Here is a 15252-nt window from a genome sequence, read left to right as displayed (position 1 = left end):
TACAGAAATTCCTGTAAAATGCAAACAAAAAAAACTCGTCCCCAGGAAAACTGGAAACGAGTCGTCAGTAAAGCCCGACCTATTTTTTGTTGCGCGCGTTTTGTTGCATCGCATTCATCATTTGATGTAATTTCCGTTGTGATGGCTTTTGCCCCATTTGCAACATCATTGCGCGTAGTTGGTCTTCGTTAATTGGCGGATTGTCTTTCAGGTAGTTTTCCATATACTTACGAGCACCGAAGAAGCCCCCAGCCGCACAGCCAAGGCCAACCACGATGACAATAATGATCCAGATCCAAGTTGACAAGGTATTCCCCTCCTTTTTGCAGTCATTCATTTTACAATTTTACACAAACTTAACGCAAAATAAAAGAGCGAATCCGTTAAAAAGACCCGCTCGTTGAATTAATTGTCGCGTAAACCCTTTTTACGTTGAATATTACGGACCTTTTCTGGCGTAACTTCCTTACCATTCTTATCATAAACCTGCATCATTTCGACCTGACTCTTGAAGCTGGCCCGAAATAATTTAAGATACTTCTGCCGCAACGTGGCGCGTTCGGCCGTTTCTTCAGCCGTTAAACCCGCATCCGTCTTGGCCTTGTGTGCCAATTCGTTGATCCGTACTAATAAGGTGTCCATCGTTTCTTCAGCCATGAACAACCCTCCTTTATTTTAATTTTTATGGTTGGCCGTCACCCCGGACATGATTCATCCCGAACACCGTCCACACGATTTCCAATTGAAAGTCGGGCACTCGCTCCCCGTCATTTCAAGACGCTCCCTATCATATCAGGGTTATTTTCAGATTTCAACTGATTTAACCGAACATCTGTTTGAAAACGCCGGGAACGTATGCTACACTGTGATTAAACTATACTACGAATGACGAACGAGGTGGCAAAAATGAGTAAAGCTTCTGAAAGTAAACAGCTAGCCGTCCTGCGCTTCATCTGGGAACGGGTAAATGAAAAAGGGTATCCGCCGACCGTCCGTGAAATTGGCGAAGCCGTTTCCTTGTCCTCTACTTCTACGGTACACGGCCACATCGCCCGCCTAGAGAAGAAGGGGCTATTGACCAAGGACCCCACTAAGCCCCGGGCACTGGAAGTGACCCCGGCTGGTTTGGAAGAACTAGGCGTTCACGAGCAGCAAACGCGAATCCCAGTTCTGGGCACCGTGACGGCGGGAGAACCGATCCTGGCCGTTCAGGAAGCGACGGACTATTTCCCCGTCCCACCCGAATTTGAACGCGATGATGATCAACTCTTTATGTTGACTATCCGTGGCGAAAGTATGATTAACATTGGGATTCTAAACGGAGATCAGGTCATCGTCCGCCGCCAACAAAATGCGGATAACGGTGACGTTGTTATTGCGATGACCGAAGAAAACGAAGCGACCTGCAAGCGATTCTTTAAAGAGGCCGATCACTTCCGACTTCAACCCGAAAATGACACCATGGCGCCGATTATCCTGAATAACGTCAGCATTCTGGGCAAGGTTGTCGGTCTGTTCAGAGACGACGTCCACTAAACCTTAACATTAATAAAGCAGCTGTCCACCCTCACGGTGGCAGCTGCTTTTGGTGTCCGCTATTTAAATGACATCGCCATGGTAGTGACTCTCTGGCAAGGTTGCGAAGTCATACGCCGCCAAGGCCTCAGCCTCTTGGACGTAGGCGTGTAACCCCTCGGCAATCATCAGATTAAGTGTCGTCTTCTTCTCGTGTAAAATGACCACCGGTTTCTTACTATGGAAAGCGTAGCCAATCTCAAAGGCCGTTCCGGAATCCACTTGATCGTCCACAAAGTCAACCATGCCAACCACGACATCGGCTTGATCGATCTGTGAAACGTCCATCTGAAACGTCTGAGTCGCCCATTCTGGCGTTCCCATGGTCAAGCCGGGAATTTCACTCTTACGGGGACTAAAGAAACTACTAATGCGGGGGTTAGCGGCTAAGGCCTGTTCCACCCGTTCAATCCGTGAAATCTGTTCATCATCAAAGAAGGGTCCTGCTAAGTAAACTTTGGTCACACTAATCTCCTCATTTCTCTCGAATATAGGTTCCATTATACCGGAAATGTTAACCTTTAGCGACAACATTTTAATTAATATTCGGCTATAAAACAATGAGGGTGGCTAATTTAATGAATTTATTAATATTATTCGAGTTTGGCGCAACCAGTCGCCAAACTTTCAGGATATATTTGTTTCATGCTATACTAAACCTAATTAACTTGGGGGGTTCGGTAACATGATGATTCTTGGATTTGCCATCATGGGTGGCTTAATTACGATTATTGCGGGATTTTCGCTGGTGAACGCCATTCAAAGTGGTGGCTCTAAAGTTGGGGTCAGCATCCTGCTCACGGTTGCGCTGTTAGGAACGGTATTGGCCATTTGGAAGCTCCCTTACTGGTCACATCAGGCGGCGACGCCAGCAACGCACACGGCCAAGCAGCAATCCCAGATTAGCTCGCAGTCTGGTCAGGTCTTCTCGGCAAGTTCAAGTGGTGTGACGCAAGCCGACAACGAAAAAAGTGTTCAGCAGCAATTGGCTAAGGCGCTCACCAAGTTGGGCGACGTGACCTTCGACCGCGCCAGCAAGACCTATACCCTAACCGTGACCAACCAGGACCTCAAACAAACCATTCAAGCACTTACTAAGAAGCCTAGTCTGGCCAAACAAGCCAAATGGCCCCGTTTCGTCGAGAATTTCACCAAGACAAGCGGTTCCTTGGAGAAATCTCTCGGAAAGGGCTACAGTCTGAGCGTTCGCGTTGGCCATCAATCACCGGTTCTGGTCTTCAAGGATGGCTACGTCGTCAAGAATCAATTCGAATAACGATTGTGTTTAATGGTCAAATAGCACACCTCAAAAATGAGTTGGCTACTGGCCGCCGTTTCTATCCATTAAGCTTAACCAAGAAACCCGTATCTAGGATTGCATCCAGATACGGGTTTTTAGCTTATTGTATACACCAAATGTTACCGTTGACGGTATTGACGTTGCTGATTTTGCCGACCAGCGAGGTAATAACTGGCCGTTTCCTCACCGATAGCCAGCTGCGTATCACGCCCATCGTCACTGAGTTGACTGCGGTAAATCGTCTCATATTCGGCGACACTTACGCGCTGACGTTGCGCCAACAATCGTGTCAACGCCGCGTCATCAAATCCCTTTCGAAAATCAGGTTGTATCCGTCCGCTGAAGAACTCCCCTTCGGCGCCGGACCCATAGCTAAAGAAACCGATCCGATTACCCACAGCCAATTGCCCGTGACGCAGTAAGGACAGGAAACTGAGATATAAGGACCCCGTGTAGAGATTGCCGACATTTCGATTATCCTCTTGGCTCGCCTCAAATGCGGCTTTCAACGTCTCTTGTTGTTCGGGCTGTGCCTCCGGTAAGATCTGTCGAAGCCCTTTACGGCCCATCTTTGTAAATGGCAAGTGAAAGACAAAAGCATCAAAATCAGCAATTGTCCGGTGGGTCTGCTGCTGATAATCATGCCAGACGGTTTTGAAGAAATCCAAATAAACATTGGTTGAATATTTACCGTCAACCAGTGCTTCCGTTCGATAAGTTGGCCGCCAAAAATCCATCACATCTTCGGTATGATAGGCGCTCTCCGACTCCAAAGCTAAAATCTGCGGATTAGCCGCCACGATCATGGCCACCGCACCACCGCCCTGGGTTACCTCTCCGGCCGTTCTTAACCCATAACGGGCCACATCGGCGCCAATGACTAAGACCTTAGCCGCTGGATGAACACGCACGTAATCAGCAGCCAATTGGAGTCCCGCCGTGGCCCCATAGCAGGCTTGCTTAAGCTCAATTGCCCGCGTTTGGCTAGATAGGCCCAACAGATGAGCAAGATATACGGCTGTGGCCTTCGAGTTATCAATTCCCGATTCCGTGCCGAATAACACCATGGCAATGTCAGCTTTGAACGCTGGCGTTAAAATTTGACGCGCCGCATTGGCCGCCATCGTGACGGTATCCTGGGTTGGCGGAATCACCGCCTGGCGAGACTGCCCAATTCCGATTAAATATTTATTGGGATCTTCACCCCGGGCAGTGGCCAATTCGGCCATATCCAGGTATAATCCCGGCGTATAAAAACCAATTTTATCAATACCGACACTGATGCTCATAAGATGAGACCTCCTAAAGTTCTTGGAGCTACCCGGCAACCCCTGAGCTCACACTGGCGTTTCACGAGTCGAATCGTTACGGACAACTCCCATTTCTACTCTTAATTGTACGACACAAACTGGCTGAATAAGCCGCTGCGAATCAGACCTAATGAACTCTTAATAATCCCATCAGAAAATGGCTTTACCCGCAATTTACAGATAACTCCAGTAAATTGCGGGTAAAACCATTATTTGTATCTAGCAATCAATTGATTTTTTGTTGTGCTCTACTTACTGCTGATTCGCTTTTTGTATATAGCAATCTCACTTATAGTTTGTGATCTTTAAGCTGCTGAAGAACCGTTCGTAGATTTCGTTTGGTTTCGGCACTCACTTTAGGATATTCCGGATGGAGCACCTGCAAACGATCAATGAGGATGTTGGAGACAATCAGCCGGGCAACCCCCTTATCATCAGCGGGAATTAAATACCAAGGACTCTTCTTAGTGGCCGTCCGCTCTAGCATCCGCGTATAAGCCGTCTGATAATCATCCCAGAAAGCCCGCTCCTGCATGTCACTGGGTGCGAATTTCCAGTTCTTGCTGGGCACTTCAATCCGCCGTTCGAATCGATGGGTCTGCTCATCCTTCGACAAGTGCAAGAAAAATTTGATGACTTCGAAGCCTTGATGGCGTAAGTATTTTTCGTAGTTCTTTAAATCATGATAGCGGTGATCCCAAAACTTATCATCCACATCCTCGACCGACTCAATGCCCGGTAAATTTTGTGTCGTTAACATTTCGGGATGAACGTGGCTAATCAGGACATCTTCATATTGCGAACGATTAAAGACGCGTATCTCGCCCCGTGGTGGCAATGCCTGGTTGATCCGCCAAAGAAAATCATGATCCAGCTGCAGATGTGTGGGTTGCTTAAAGCTAACGACGCTGGTTCCCGATGGATTCAGGCCACTGAAGACGTGGCGAATTAAGCCATCTTTCCCTGCAGTATCCATCCCCTGCAAAATCACGATAACCCCGTGCTTCTTCTGCGAATATAACCGGGATTGTAAATCGCTTAACGTTGCAACATTTGCTGCTAAGGCACTATTAATCACGGCCTGATCGGGCCCCTTTTCAACGCGAGTCGCCAATTGCGCTAACTCTAAGGGGTGTTCTCCAGAATAACGATAACTACTCTCAGTCGTCATAGACACCATCTCCTTGTTAACATTCACCTTAGCATGCTTGCTAGTGGGATACCAGTGAACACCCAGACTTTTTTAAAATAAACGGCAAAATCTTCGCGTTCCCTTTTCAACCTTGATATACTAGGCTTGTAACCACTTACTTAATCAATGGAGGCCTCGGTAAAATGAAAAAGATTACGGCATACTTTGTTCGTCACGGGCAGACCATGTTAAATCACTACAACAAGGTGCAGGGATGGATTGACTCACCGCTCACTGAGAAGGGTCGAGCAGATGCAAAACGCGCTGGCAAGCAGCTCAGCAAGATTCCTTTCGTGGCTGCCTATAGCAGTGACTCTGGTCGGGCCATTGAGACGGCACATATTGCCCTCAAAGAAAATCCGGACAATATGAATATTGTGACCTATCAGTACCCCGAATTTCGGGAACAGTGTCATGGTTACTTTGAAGGCAACGACTTAAATCAAATGTGGCAGTTTGTCGGCGCTCAAGTTGGCCTCACCTCCGAATCCAAGGTCTTAGGTACTTACGGGCTGGAGAAAGCCCGCGACTTGATTCATCAGGCTGACCTATACGGTGAAGCCGAAAGCAATGATATGTTTTGGGCACGACTAGATCGTGGCTTTGATAAACTTCGGGCCAATTCTAAAGATGGTGATCAGGTGCTGGTGGTTTCGCACGGCATGACTATTCGTTCCATCATCGACCGCTATGCACCAGAATTAGATGAAGGTGTCGCCACCATCAACGGCAGCATTACTAAACTGGAAATTACGGACGACACGATTCACGTTGATTTCTTTAACCGCATTGATTTTCAATCTTAATTACGCAGGAGGTCCTTCTCATGAAAAGTATTCACCGCTCACGTAATAATCGCGTATTCGCTGGCGTCATTGGTGGAATCGCCGAACACTTCGACTGGAACAGCAACATTGCCCGCGTCATCTTTGTTCTGTTAGCCATCACGCCGGTGTTCCCGGGATTAATCGCCTACTTGATTCTCTGGATGATTATGGGTGACCCCGAATAAGGTCCATAAGTCCGAGTACTTCTCGGGCTTTTTTCATGCGTAAAATGCGCAAAATGAAAACGCTAACAAAAATATTCATAATTCGATTGACGTTCTGGAACGGTTAGTCTACAATTTGAATTAACAACTTGTTATACCCGCTATAACTTGGACGTTTTAAAAACTCAAGGAGGTTCTCTACCATGGCAAATTCAGAAAAGACTTTAGTATTAGTTAAACCGGATGGTGTTGCGGAAGGGCATATTGGTGAAATTATTTCACGGCTTGAAAGTAAGCGCTACCAAATCACTGCCCTTAAGGTTTTGAACGCAACTACCGATCAATTGAAACGGCACTACAGGGAGCAAGTCGACAAGCCCTACTTTAATGAAATTCAGACGTACATGCAAGAAGGTCCCTTGGTCGCTATCATTGTGACGGGTACCGACGTGGTTAAAGCCGTGCACAACCTGGCTGGTAAAACCCGACCGAATGATGCCCAACCTGGCACAATTCGTGGCGATTATGCCCATGAGTATCCCGATGGCATTCTGCGAAACATTGTTCACACGGCCGACAGTCGTGAAAACGCCCACCACGAAATTGCCATTTGGTTCCCAGAACTAGCGGTTGCCGCCCATCAAAAGGTTGCGGGCAAGGAAAAAGTTGGCGCTAAATAATTGATAATGAACTGATATCCTGAGGCTGTGTGATGCACGGTCTCTTTTTTTACAAAAAAGTCGATTTAACGGTAAATACCGGACAGTCGACTCTTTGAAGCTGTTTAATTAAATTAACGCCTTGGTAAATCAACGTTTCTTAAGTTCTATTTTATTAGAAATAACGCCTACTCACAAATCATTCTGCCTTTTTAATAACCTTATCGACATGGGATACAAAAGAGTTCATAATCGGCCAGTCTCCTGTAAAATCTTGCTGACGTTGTTCCAATTGAATTTCACCGGTTGTTTTATCCATCTCATCAATGACACCAATTCTGCCGTCATCTAATTGAACTATATCATAAAGGCTTATTTCAGAAATTAGCATATTATCAACTCTTTCCCTTCATCACTCTATTTTGTCGCTTAATATCAACATACGGCGATACCAGTTGAGAAACACCGTCTACTATTTTCCAAACAGTTAGAACTGACGCATCTCTATCGTTCTTACCATGAATCATAACACTAACCTCATACATATCTCTACCCTTATAACCTGTTCCTTTGTAAATTACGTTGGTAGTCAAAATCTGTTGTTTTATTTGACCTTTTAGATACTCAGAATCCTTCTTTTCTAATCCCAACGCAGATTTAAATACCTTGGCTTTATCGGCCTACCATTTTTAATGGCTGTCGGATCTAAAGAATAGCGAGTGAATTTTTCAATCGGAAGAATAGCATTTTCAGCATTAGGAAGCGGTTGTTCAGGCGATGTGTTACGATCAACAGCCCGCGTTTCATTTTTTAGCAGTGCCAAGGCTATCATTATTTTCAGAAGCATAGTTTGCGTGGTGGATTTTACCACCTCACTAGACGTAATTAAACTCATTTTATCAATATGTGGAATCTTACTACACCGACAATTGGGGTGACTCAGGGATACCCGGTGCGTCATTAATCCAGTACGGGCCACCTTCTTCAATTCCTTGGCACTTTTGACAGACGCCAGGCTCACATACCCAGTCAACCTTCTTCACGTCCTTCATCCGGTATGTGGTCATGTTGACCTTATCTTTAATTCGTGCCAATTCGGTACGCACAATTCGCCGTGCATTGAACTCCATTTGACTGATACGGTCAGCAGCGGACTACCCCTGGTTTGAATTGCTTGGGATTAGTATGGGCTGCAAGAATATTGTTTAAATCATTGAGCGACATGCCATGTTTCAAATGTTGATTAACGAGGTATTGCACATCCCCAGCCATCTTATCAGCGTCTATCCATAGGTTTCGAGACCATATCTTTGTGGTCTCCGGGTCCGTGATAATACTGGTAACTTTTTTAGATTGGTTAGAAGTGAGGTTAAAAAAATCACCCATCCGTTTAGCTTCGGTCTTGCCGTCAAGTGCTACTCGATGAGTGCTATTTCTTTGGTTAGAAACAGCCATCTTTGTGCAAACTCTTTGATTTTCTAGTACTTTTTAGCGAAAACTAAAAAATAGGAACCTCGCTAAACGTTGATTTAACGGGATTCCTATTTTTTATTATTCTTCTAACGAGGTCTCATAAGGAGAGTACAGGATTTGAACCTGCGCGCCGGTATTAGCCGGTTCGCCGGATTTCGAGTCCGGTGCATTACCACTCTGCCAACTCTCCAAGTCACTACTTAATATATTTTACCAATAATGACTATAAATGCAAGCGTTTTTTAAAATGAAGTTTGGGCAAGGACCTCTGGATTAAACGGTTCAATCCAAGCCGGATCGGCCGCAAGAAGTTCTAGCGGTGAGATATTGGTGCTATCCAATTTGGCCGCTAAAACTTGTTTGTCTGCTTGACGGGCCGTTGCAATTTCCCAATCGGTCCATTCCGATTGCCAGGTTTCCCGACTAATAATGACCAGAATCCGGTGAGAACGCTTGATTTCTTTCCGTAAGCGCCGTTTGATTCCCGCGGCCCGGGCACCGATGAATTTCTCGGGTAATCGCTGTTCATGAAAACTAATGGTTGGGAACTCCCAGTGCTTCTCAGCCCATTCTAGGAGTTGAACTTGAAACGAATGGGCTAGCGGATCGGCTGACTGGTAGCTGATAAATAGATCGCTCATAGGTCAAACTCCCTTTCCGATTACCAATAGTGTAGTCCTTTAAGAAGACAAAATGATGACAAAAATATTTATTTCTTATGAATACTATATAACGAAACTAATTTAAAGACTAGTTCTCTGAATAATTACTGAACCATTCAATAGCTTAAGTATAGCCGATAAATTGAATTTAAGGGGTAGATCCAACCGCAAAATAAGCAATTCGTAAACCTGCGTCCATTAATTAATTCGTGAAATGAAACAGTTAGCCAAACATTAAGTCCCCACTTATAAGTAGTGGCAACCAGTTTACGATCATTCTGAACAAAACGAAACTCGCTCATTGTTTCCTTAGACGCTGTCTTACTAATTTCTTCCGTCCCTTTGCACAATAGCCTCAGCTTCTTTATACTGAGAATAATTATTTCTCTGTTAGAAAGGACCCCACTTATGGTAAAACTCATTGCGATCATCCTTGTAATCATTGCACTCGGCATTGCCCTTTACAGTTATTTAATTGCCAAGAAAAATCAATAACCCATTAATTCAAGTTGCTTTAAAACTGATTCAGTGCGGAGTCATTTTATATTTAGTCATTTCACTTGTCAAAAGGTTCCATTTCAGGTATAGTATAATCATTAACTAATCCAATTTATTAGTTAATCAAGAAGATCGTATTTCTTGCCAGTCTTCAAAAACGTTTTATCTCGTCCGCTACCCCCGCCGACTATGAAGGAGGTAATCCCTATGTATCAACGTCTACTTGTCCCTCTCGATGGTTCTAGCAACGCTAACGAAGCCCTCAAGACCGCTATCGACTTTGCCAAGAACTGGCAGGCCAAACTGGTCTTACTGAACGTCATTGACATCACCCAGTTCTCTCCGCAAGGGCTCGGTGGTGGTTATGCGGCCGTTATTCAAGGCATGCGGCAAACCAGTGAAGAGATTCTTCAAAAAGCCAAGGCCCTGGTCGAAGATGCCGGTCTTGAAGCCGCGCTCATTGTTCGTGAGGGGGCTCCCAAGCAAGTCATTGTGAAGACCGCGAACGCTGCCGATGCCGCGATTGATTTAGTCGTCATGGGTAAGACCGGAACGAACGCCTTCTCCCGGCTAATCGTTGGGTCCACCACGAACTACGTCGTCCAGCACGCAGCGCCAAACGTTGTGGTCGTCAATGACTTGGTCGAAGACGCCTAAAGTTCCGTTCTCACCTTAAGTTGTCAACTAAAACTTTCAGAGAGGTCCTCCCCTCTCTGTTTTTTTGTGCTGTCCATGGATTTTCAGAAAATTAGGATAAAATAGGCTCTTTTTTCATGAAAAGTCTTCGTTCCCCTTTTTTCCGCCCCACTGCCGGTCTATAATGGGGTAATGAACTTTTTTAGGAGGCTATATTTTGAAACAGACACAATCGCGGTGGTTTTTAATTGGCATGATGCTCATTGCGGCCAACCTCCGCTTGCCCATTACCATCATTCCACCACTCCTGCCCAGCATCGAACGGGCCCTCAACCTCCCCAGCTCGATGGCAGGCTTAATCACCTCAATTCCCTTAATGACTTTTGCCATCTTTTCGCCCATCATCGTTAAATTAGCGCAGCGTTGGGGCAACGAACGCACGGTTTTTGCCCTATTTCTCCTGCTTATCGTGGGAACCTACCTGCGAATCATCCCCACGCTAGCCGCCCTGCTCTTGGGGACCTTCCTCGTGGGCGTCGGTATCGACAGTGGTAACGTTTTGGTTCCGGCCCTGATCAAGGAACACATGCCCTACAAGATCCGCCTTGGCACCAGCCTCTACACATTATCTATGTTACTCGTAGGGGCCATTGGGACAGCGGTTTCGGGTATTCTTATCTCCCGCACCAGCCTCGCCGCTACCCAGGCCTATCTCGGTATCATCAGCATCATTGCCATTTTAGCCTGGTTCCCGAATGTCCGGACGAAACGCCAAGCACCACTGACGGCTGAGCAACGCTCCCACATTCCCCACTACCAGAGTGTTTGGCATCAACCCTTAGGCTGGCTCATCACCCTATTTTTCGGACTCCAATCACTGGTGTATTACGCCATCATTACTTGGTTACCGTCAATTTTGGCCGTGCATGGCGTCTCCACGTTGACATCCAGTAACCTGCTGACGCTCTTACAGCTCAGTGGCTTACCGTTATCCTTCATGGTGCCCTTGCTCTTTAACAAGCGTCACGGCGTTTCCTTCCTGCTGGGCATCATGACCCTCGGCTACGTTGTCGCACCACTGACTTGGTTGATTGATACGAAGTCGATTCCGTTTCTCACGATTGTATGCTTGATTACCGGATTAGGATCGGGCGTGGCCTTCAACCTCGCCATCATGTTTTTCACGGAAAAGACGACCAACCCCTATCAAACGGCGGCCATCTCCGGCATGGCCCAGTCGGCCGGTTACTTATTAGCGGCGATTGGTCCCATTCTCTTCGGTTATCTTCAACAATTCAGTCAATCTTGGGTTCCGGTTATTTGGGTAATGGCCCTCTTAGCCGCCGTATTGACCACGACCGGCTTCATTGTGCACCGTCGTGGCATGATTGCTAACTAACATTCTGAGGCAATAGAAAACGCGCCCCGCCGATTTTTCGGTGGAGCGCGTTTTTGTCATCATTTGAAATTAGTAGGTCATTAAGCTAAAGATATCGTAACCCTTCAGCTTGTCGCGACCGTGCAGGTCCTTCAATTCAATCAGGAAGGCCGTGCCGACCACGATACCACCGAGGTCTTCGACTAATTGAATCGTCGCACCAATCGTGCCACCCGTAGCCAGCAAGTCATCGGTAACCAGCACCTTTTGGCCCGGTTTGATGGCGTCCTTGTGCAGGTACAAGGCGGAAGTGCCGTATTCCAAGTCATAGGACGCCTTGACCGTTGGCCGAGGAAGCTTTCCTTGTTTACGTGCGGGGGCAAACCCAATGTTCATCTGGTAAGCCACGGGGCAACCCACGATGAACCCACGGGCCTCGGGACCAACGACCATTTCAACGCCCTTATCCTGAGCGTAGGCGACGATCTCGTCGGTTGCGGCATGGAAGGCGTCACCGTCCGCCATTAATGGGGAGATATCCCGGAACATAATCCCCTTTTCTGGGTAGTCCGGAACGGAAGCAATATATTTTGTAAAATCAGTGGCCATAATTGAAGTAGCTCCTTTATTTTATATCAATGGGGCGAGGCGCTTCGTTAACACCGCAGTCGAACAGGCCAACAGCTCAGTTTCCGTCTGCATCTGCTGTTGTCGAAGCTGGTAACTCGGGGCCGTCGTCAGATCCTTGTGTGCCGGATGTACCACACCAGCCATCAACCCGTGGTCGATCGTGATAAATCCGCATTCGAAGAAGACCTGAATCATGAAGATTAACTGAGTTCGTGGAATCTGCAAGAAAGCTGCAAGCTGCGTCAGTTGGTGCCCCACATCTACTTGTTGATGTGTTGCAACGAACTTAAATAGTTTAGCATATTGCGCGCGAGTTGGCATCCCTAATTGCGAAAGACTTTCTTTCTTATAAAGATAAACCGTCACCTTGGCGGGTTGTAGCTGCCGTAAGACTGTTTCCAGATCCGTCGTGGCATCGGGGCAATCGACAATGAACACAGTCGATCCCGCGGGTAATTGCGTCACGGCACTACCATCGTAGAGCAGTGGCGTCGCCGTTTCCGGCAGTTGGTTAGCTAACTGGCGGAACATATTCTGGTGAAAGAACACGTAGGTCCCAGCCTGCTGGAACATGGCCTGGTGAAGCTGGACCGTTCGTTGATCTTGAATCGGATTTTCAGTTAATTTTAAATCCTTCACCATCAACTGCAAGGAATGCCGACCCTGCCAGACGTTATCCGCAATGGCACCCAGCACAGCCGCATCGTTCGGAGCCGCCGTCAACGCATCGACGTAGCGACCCGCGCCGAACTGAATGGCATTGAGCTGATGCGTGCCCTCCTGCAGTTGAAATTTCAGGTGGGACCCGTCCTTACCAATTGCCTTAATTTGGGTTAACGTCGCCGCTTCAAAAGCAAACAGCGGTTGGCTATTATCCGTCCCAAACGGTGCCAACTTTGTCAACTCCTGATACAGTGTGGGCGTAACCGCCGCAACGTCAAGTGCCGCCGCAACGGGCACTTCGGTCGGTCCACTTTCCGCCAACTGTTGTTTAGCTGCCTCTTGATCCACAGCGTCAGCTAACGCCCCCAGCTGGTCGCTAGGCACCGTTAAGCCGACTGCCATGTGATGACCGCCAAATGCCGTCATCAGGTCTCTATGCGGGTCTAAGGCAGCAAACAGGTTAAATGCTGGCACACTACGACCAGACCCTTTGGCCCGGCCATCCGCGTTGACGTTCAGAACGATCGCGGGTTTCCCCGTGGTCTCGACGACCTTACTGGCCACAATCCCAAGAACACCCTCGTGCCAATCATGACCACTGATGATCAGGACCGCGCGATCGCGATGATCAGCATCCTCAGCCTGGGCCAGTGCGGACTGGCTAATCTGTTGGACCAATTCTTGCCGCTGACGGTTCTGTTCCTCCGTTTGCTTCGCTAAATCTTGAGCGACCGTGTAATCGGGCGTGGTCAGTAAGGCCACGGCCGGAGCCGCATCCTTGAGTCGACCTAAAGCGTTTAAACGGGGGGCAATGCCGAAGCCAATCGATTGTTCCGTCAATTCCTCGGGCTTAATCCCAGCGCCACTCATCAACGCCTGCAATCCCGGTCGTTCGTCTTGCTTCAACAGTTGGAGACCAAAGTAGACCAAGACCCGATTCTCATCGACTAAGGGCACTAAATCCGCCACCGTCCCAATGGCCGCCAAGTCTAAGACGTCTTGAGGAATCTCCTCACGCAACGCCTGGGCCACTTTGAAAGCCACACCAGCGCCTGACAAGCCGCCAAATGGGTACTCGGCCCCCGGATAGCGCGGATGGATGATGGCGTAAGCCGCGGGCAACTCCGCGGGTAGTTCGTGGTGATCGGTCACCACCACATCGACCCCCGCTTCGTTGGCCGCCGCAATTGCTGCGTTCCCGGCTACCCCGTTATCCACCGTCACGAATAGCTGTGTGCCGGCCGCGATTAATTTCTGAAAGGCCGCCACGTTGGGACCATAGCCGTCAGTAAATCGATTGGGGATATAGTAGTTCACCTTAGCGCCCATCTCATTGAGCGTCTCGTACAGGATTGACGTGCTCGTCACCCCATCGGCATCGTAGTCCCCGTAGATCGTAATCTGTTGGTCACTGCCAATGGCTTCTTCGATCCGGGCCACGCCCTTTTGCATGTCGTGCAGCAGGTTGGGATCATGCAGTTGCTCCGGTCCCGGATTCAAGAAGTCATGCGCGGCCGTTGGTGTCTGATACCCCCGATTCCATAAGATCTGGGCAACAATAGGCGAAATGGCTTCCTCTTTCGCCAGCTGCTGCGCCTCGGCTGACGGTTGATCAACGTTCTTGATATTCCATTGGTACTGTGCGGCAATCACCAGCAAATCATCCTTTCTAAACGGGAGAAGAGCCTGGGATCGAAAAATCTCAGACTCCTTTACCTTCGAATCTATTGACTAACTATCTATCTAAAGGTTGAAAGTTCACGACCACGTTCCAGTCCCCAGCTAGCAAGGCTTATCGCCATAAAATTAATCGTCGCCGACCACCTGCGGCTGCCAGAGATTCCGGTGCTGTGGGGACCGCCTGCGGCCTGAGAAGCGGTCCTCCGGCTCGGTTTGAAGCCTGACCAAAATCGCCAGTCTCCAAACGCGTCCCGCGCTGTAAGCTGAAAATCAGCTAACACCGCTGTCACGGCTGCCTACATCTCTGACTGCCTCCGGTTACAATAGTTGAAAACCACTAAACGTGTAGTGACATTGCTGGAGTGGCAACGTTTCGCCAGTTTAATTGGATATATTTCATGTAGCCGTGAGTGAGTCAAACTTGGTCTCAGCCGTGGGATTTACCAAGCGATTTTTCTTGGTAAATGGCGTCTTTGAGACACGGTCTGACGGCTCAAAGCGAGGGAAAAGACAGCACTTTGGCTTTTCCCGGTCCCTCCCACAGCGTTCCAGACCAAATTTGGCGAACGGTAAGGCGGCCAGCACGCACCTATCATATTATAATA

19 protein-coding genes and 1 tRNA gene are annotated in these 15252 nt (G+C 47.9%); 7 read left to right on the top strand and 13 right to left on the bottom strand.

The features are described from left to right. Positions 1 to 79: 79 nt before the first annotated feature. A complete protein-coding gene (locus tag HEQ50_RS08750; protein ID WP_168900139.1) occupies positions 80 to 307 on the bottom strand; it encodes a YneF family protein in 228 nt (75 codons plus the stop codon). Positions 308 to 405: 98 nt separating this feature from the next. Beyond that, the gene (locus tag HEQ50_RS08745; RefSeq protein ID WP_168900138.1) at positions 406 to 657 is read right to left on the bottom strand and encodes a DUF896 domain-containing protein; all 252 of its coding nucleotides are present in this window, start codon (positions 655 to 657) and stop codon (positions 406 to 408) included. A gap of 249 nt (positions 658 to 906) precedes the next feature. Between HEQ50_RS08745 and lexA the strand changes: the two genes are divergently transcribed. Then, positions 907 to 1536, top strand: coding sequence for a transcriptional repressor LexA (lexA, locus tag HEQ50_RS08740; RefSeq protein ID WP_168900137.1), 630 nt, complete (start codon positions 907 to 909; stop codon positions 1534 to 1536). Between the two features lie 63 nt (positions 1537 to 1599). On the opposite strand, the gene HEQ50_RS08735 is transcribed toward lexA, so the two are convergent. Next, the gene (locus HEQ50_RS08735) at positions 1600 to 2040 is read right to left on the bottom strand and encodes a nucleoside 2-deoxyribosyltransferase (protein WP_168900136.1); all 441 of its coding nucleotides are present in this window, start codon (positions 2038 to 2040) and stop codon (positions 1600 to 1602) included. Positions 2041 to 2260: 220 nt separating this feature from the next. Here HEQ50_RS08735 and HEQ50_RS08730 point away from each other — a divergent pair, with 220 nt between their 5' ends. After that, positions 2261 to 2851: a hypothetical protein gene (locus tag HEQ50_RS08730; RefSeq protein WP_232842723.1), complete on the top strand. Its 591-nt coding sequence runs from the start codon at positions 2261 to 2263 to the stop codon at positions 2849 to 2851. Between the two features lie 143 nt (positions 2852 to 2994). Here HEQ50_RS08730 and HEQ50_RS08725 read toward each other — a convergent pair whose 3' ends face one another. Together HEQ50_RS08725 and HEQ50_RS08720 are read right to left on the bottom strand one after the other, a co-directional pair. Further along, positions 2995 to 4164 carry a hydroxymethylglutaryl-CoA synthase gene (locus HEQ50_RS08725; protein ID WP_211089282.1) on the bottom strand — a complete coding sequence of 390 codons (1170 nt, stop codon included), beginning with the start codon at positions 4162 to 4164 and terminating at the stop codon, positions 2995 to 2997. Positions 4165 to 4474: 310 nt separating this feature from the next. Continuing rightward, entirely contained in the window at positions 4475 to 5356 is an 882-nt protein-coding gene (locus tag HEQ50_RS08720) for a PPK2 family polyphosphate kinase (protein ID WP_168900135.1), read from the bottom strand. Between the two features lie 164 nt (positions 5357 to 5520). On the opposite strand from HEQ50_RS08720, the gene HEQ50_RS08715 reads away from it, so the two are divergent. From HEQ50_RS08715 to ndk, 3 genes are all read left to right on the top strand, one after another. Beyond that, positions 5521 to 6183: a histidine phosphatase family protein gene (locus tag HEQ50_RS08715; protein ID WP_168900134.1), complete on the top strand. Its 663-nt coding sequence runs from the start codon at positions 5521 to 5523 to the stop codon at positions 6181 to 6183. A gap of 20 nt (positions 6184 to 6203) precedes the next feature. After that, a complete protein-coding gene (locus HEQ50_RS08710) occupies positions 6204 to 6389 on the top strand; it encodes a PspC domain-containing protein (RefSeq protein ID WP_168900133.1) in 186 nt (61 codons plus the stop codon). A 182-nt stretch (positions 6390 to 6571) separates the two neighbouring features. Then, complete coding sequence (gene ndk / locus HEQ50_RS08705; protein ID WP_168900132.1) at positions 6572 to 7048, top strand: nucleoside-diphosphate kinase; 477 nt, start codon at positions 6572 to 6574, stop codon at positions 7046 to 7048. Between the two features lie 178 nt (positions 7049 to 7226). Here the strand turns inward: ndk and HEQ50_RS08700 are convergent, their stop codons facing one another. From HEQ50_RS08700 to HEQ50_RS08680, 6 genes are all read right to left on the bottom strand, one after another. Further along, positions 7227 to 7418, bottom strand: a complete 192-nt coding sequence (locus tag HEQ50_RS08700) for a hypothetical protein (RefSeq protein WP_168900131.1) — start codon at positions 7416 to 7418, stop codon at positions 7227 to 7229. Positions 7419 to 7422: 4 nt separating this feature from the next. Further along, positions 7423 to 7677, bottom strand: a complete 255-nt coding sequence (locus HEQ50_RS12990) for a DUF6883 domain-containing protein (protein WP_334468893.1) — start codon at positions 7675 to 7677, stop codon at positions 7423 to 7425. Then, positions 7668 to 8060 (bottom strand): hypothetical protein, encoded by a 393-nt coding sequence (locus HEQ50_RS08695; protein WP_168900130.1) that lies wholly within the window; start codon positions 8058 to 8060, stop codon positions 7668 to 7670. Before HEQ50_RS08695 ends, HEQ50_RS12990 begins: the two co-directional genes overlap by 10 nt. Positions 8061 to 8170: 110 nt before the next feature. Then, positions 8171 to 8482, bottom strand: a complete 312-nt coding sequence (locus HEQ50_RS08690; RefSeq protein WP_168900129.1) for a hypothetical protein — start codon at positions 8480 to 8482, stop codon at positions 8171 to 8173. 120 nt (positions 8483 to 8602) lie between these two features. Beyond that, positions 8603 to 8690 (bottom strand) — tRNA-Ser (locus tag HEQ50_RS08685). Between the two features lie 52 nt (positions 8691 to 8742). Next, positions 8743 to 9141 (bottom strand): TIR domain-containing protein, encoded by a 399-nt coding sequence (locus HEQ50_RS08680; protein ID WP_168900128.1) that lies wholly within the window; start codon positions 9139 to 9141, stop codon positions 8743 to 8745. A gap of 726 nt (positions 9142 to 9867) precedes the next feature. Here HEQ50_RS08680 and HEQ50_RS08675 point away from each other — a divergent pair. Next, positions 9868 to 10317 (top strand): universal stress protein, encoded by a 450-nt coding sequence (locus HEQ50_RS08675; protein WP_168900127.1) that lies wholly within the window; start codon positions 9868 to 9870, stop codon positions 10315 to 10317. 196 nt (positions 10318 to 10513) lie between these two features. Then, positions 10514 to 11695, top strand: a complete 1182-nt coding sequence (locus HEQ50_RS08670) for an MFS transporter (RefSeq protein WP_168900126.1) — start codon at positions 10514 to 10516, stop codon at positions 11693 to 11695. Between the two features lie 69 nt (positions 11696 to 11764). On the opposite strand, the gene HEQ50_RS08665 is transcribed toward HEQ50_RS08670, so the two are convergent. Both HEQ50_RS08665 and recJ read right to left on the bottom strand, forming a co-directional pair. Then, positions 11765 to 12283 carry an adenine phosphoribosyltransferase gene (locus HEQ50_RS08665; RefSeq protein ID WP_168900125.1) on the bottom strand — a complete coding sequence of 173 codons (519 nt, stop codon included), beginning with the start codon at positions 12281 to 12283 and terminating at the stop codon, positions 11765 to 11767. A 21-nt stretch (positions 12284 to 12304) separates the two neighbouring features. Further along, positions 12305 to 14620 (bottom strand): single-stranded-DNA-specific exonuclease RecJ, encoded by a 2316-nt coding sequence (recJ, locus tag HEQ50_RS08660; protein ID WP_168900124.1) that lies wholly within the window; start codon positions 14618 to 14620, stop codon positions 12305 to 12307. Positions 14621 to 15252: the final 632 nt, after the last annotated feature.

The sequence above is a fragment of the Lactobacillus sp. HBUAS51381 genome, assembly GCF_012641095.1.
Taxonomy (GTDB): Bacteria; Bacillota; Bacilli; order Lactobacillales; family Lactobacillaceae; genus Levilactobacillus.
Note: the sequence above shows the minus strand (reverse complement) of the source record. Positions and strands in the feature narration are given on the sequence as shown.

Coding starts and splice junctions, on each gene's coding strand:
- HEQ50_RS08745 (WP_168900138.1), bottom strand. CDS start 657: ATGGCTGAAGAAACGATGGACACCTTATTAGTACGGATCAACGAATTG.
- HEQ50_RS08690 (WP_168900129.1), bottom strand. CDS start 8,482: ATGGCTGTTTCTAACCAAAGAAATAGCACTCATCGAGTAGCACTTGAC.
- HEQ50_RS08710 (WP_168900133.1), top strand. CDS start 6,204: ATGAAAAGTATTCACCGCTCACGTAATAATCGCGTATTCGCTGGCGTC.
- HEQ50_RS08675 (WP_168900127.1), top strand. CDS start 9,868: ATGTATCAACGTCTACTTGTCCCTCTCGATGGTTCTAGCAACGCTAAC.
- HEQ50_RS08700 (WP_168900131.1), bottom strand. CDS start 7,418: ATGCTAATTTCTGAAATAAGCCTTTATGATATAGTTCAATTAGATGAC.
- HEQ50_RS08715 (WP_168900134.1), top strand. CDS start 5,521: ATGAAAAAGATTACGGCATACTTTGTTCGTCACGGGCAGACCATGTTA.
- HEQ50_RS08730 (WP_232842723.1), top strand. CDS start 2,261: ATGATGATTCTTGGATTTGCCATCATGGGTGGCTTAATTACGATTATT.
- ndk (WP_168900132.1), top strand. CDS start 6,572: ATGGCAAATTCAGAAAAGACTTTAGTATTAGTTAAACCGGATGGTGTT.
- HEQ50_RS08720 (WP_168900135.1), bottom strand. CDS start 5,356: ATGACGACTGAGAGTAGTTATCGTTATTCTGGAGAACACCCCTTAGAG.
- HEQ50_RS08665 (WP_168900125.1), bottom strand. CDS start 12,283: ATGGCCACTGATTTTACAAAATATATTGCTTCCGTTCCGGACTACCCA.
- lexA (WP_168900137.1), top strand. CDS start 907: ATGAGTAAAGCTTCTGAAAGTAAACAGCTAGCCGTCCTGCGCTTCATC.
- HEQ50_RS08725 (WP_211089282.1), bottom strand. CDS start 4,164: ATGAGCATCAGTGTCGGTATTGATAAAATTGGTTTTTATACGCCGGGA.
- HEQ50_RS08680 (WP_168900128.1), bottom strand. CDS start 9,141: ATGAGCGATCTATTTATCAGCTACCAGTCAGCCGATCCGCTAGCCCAT.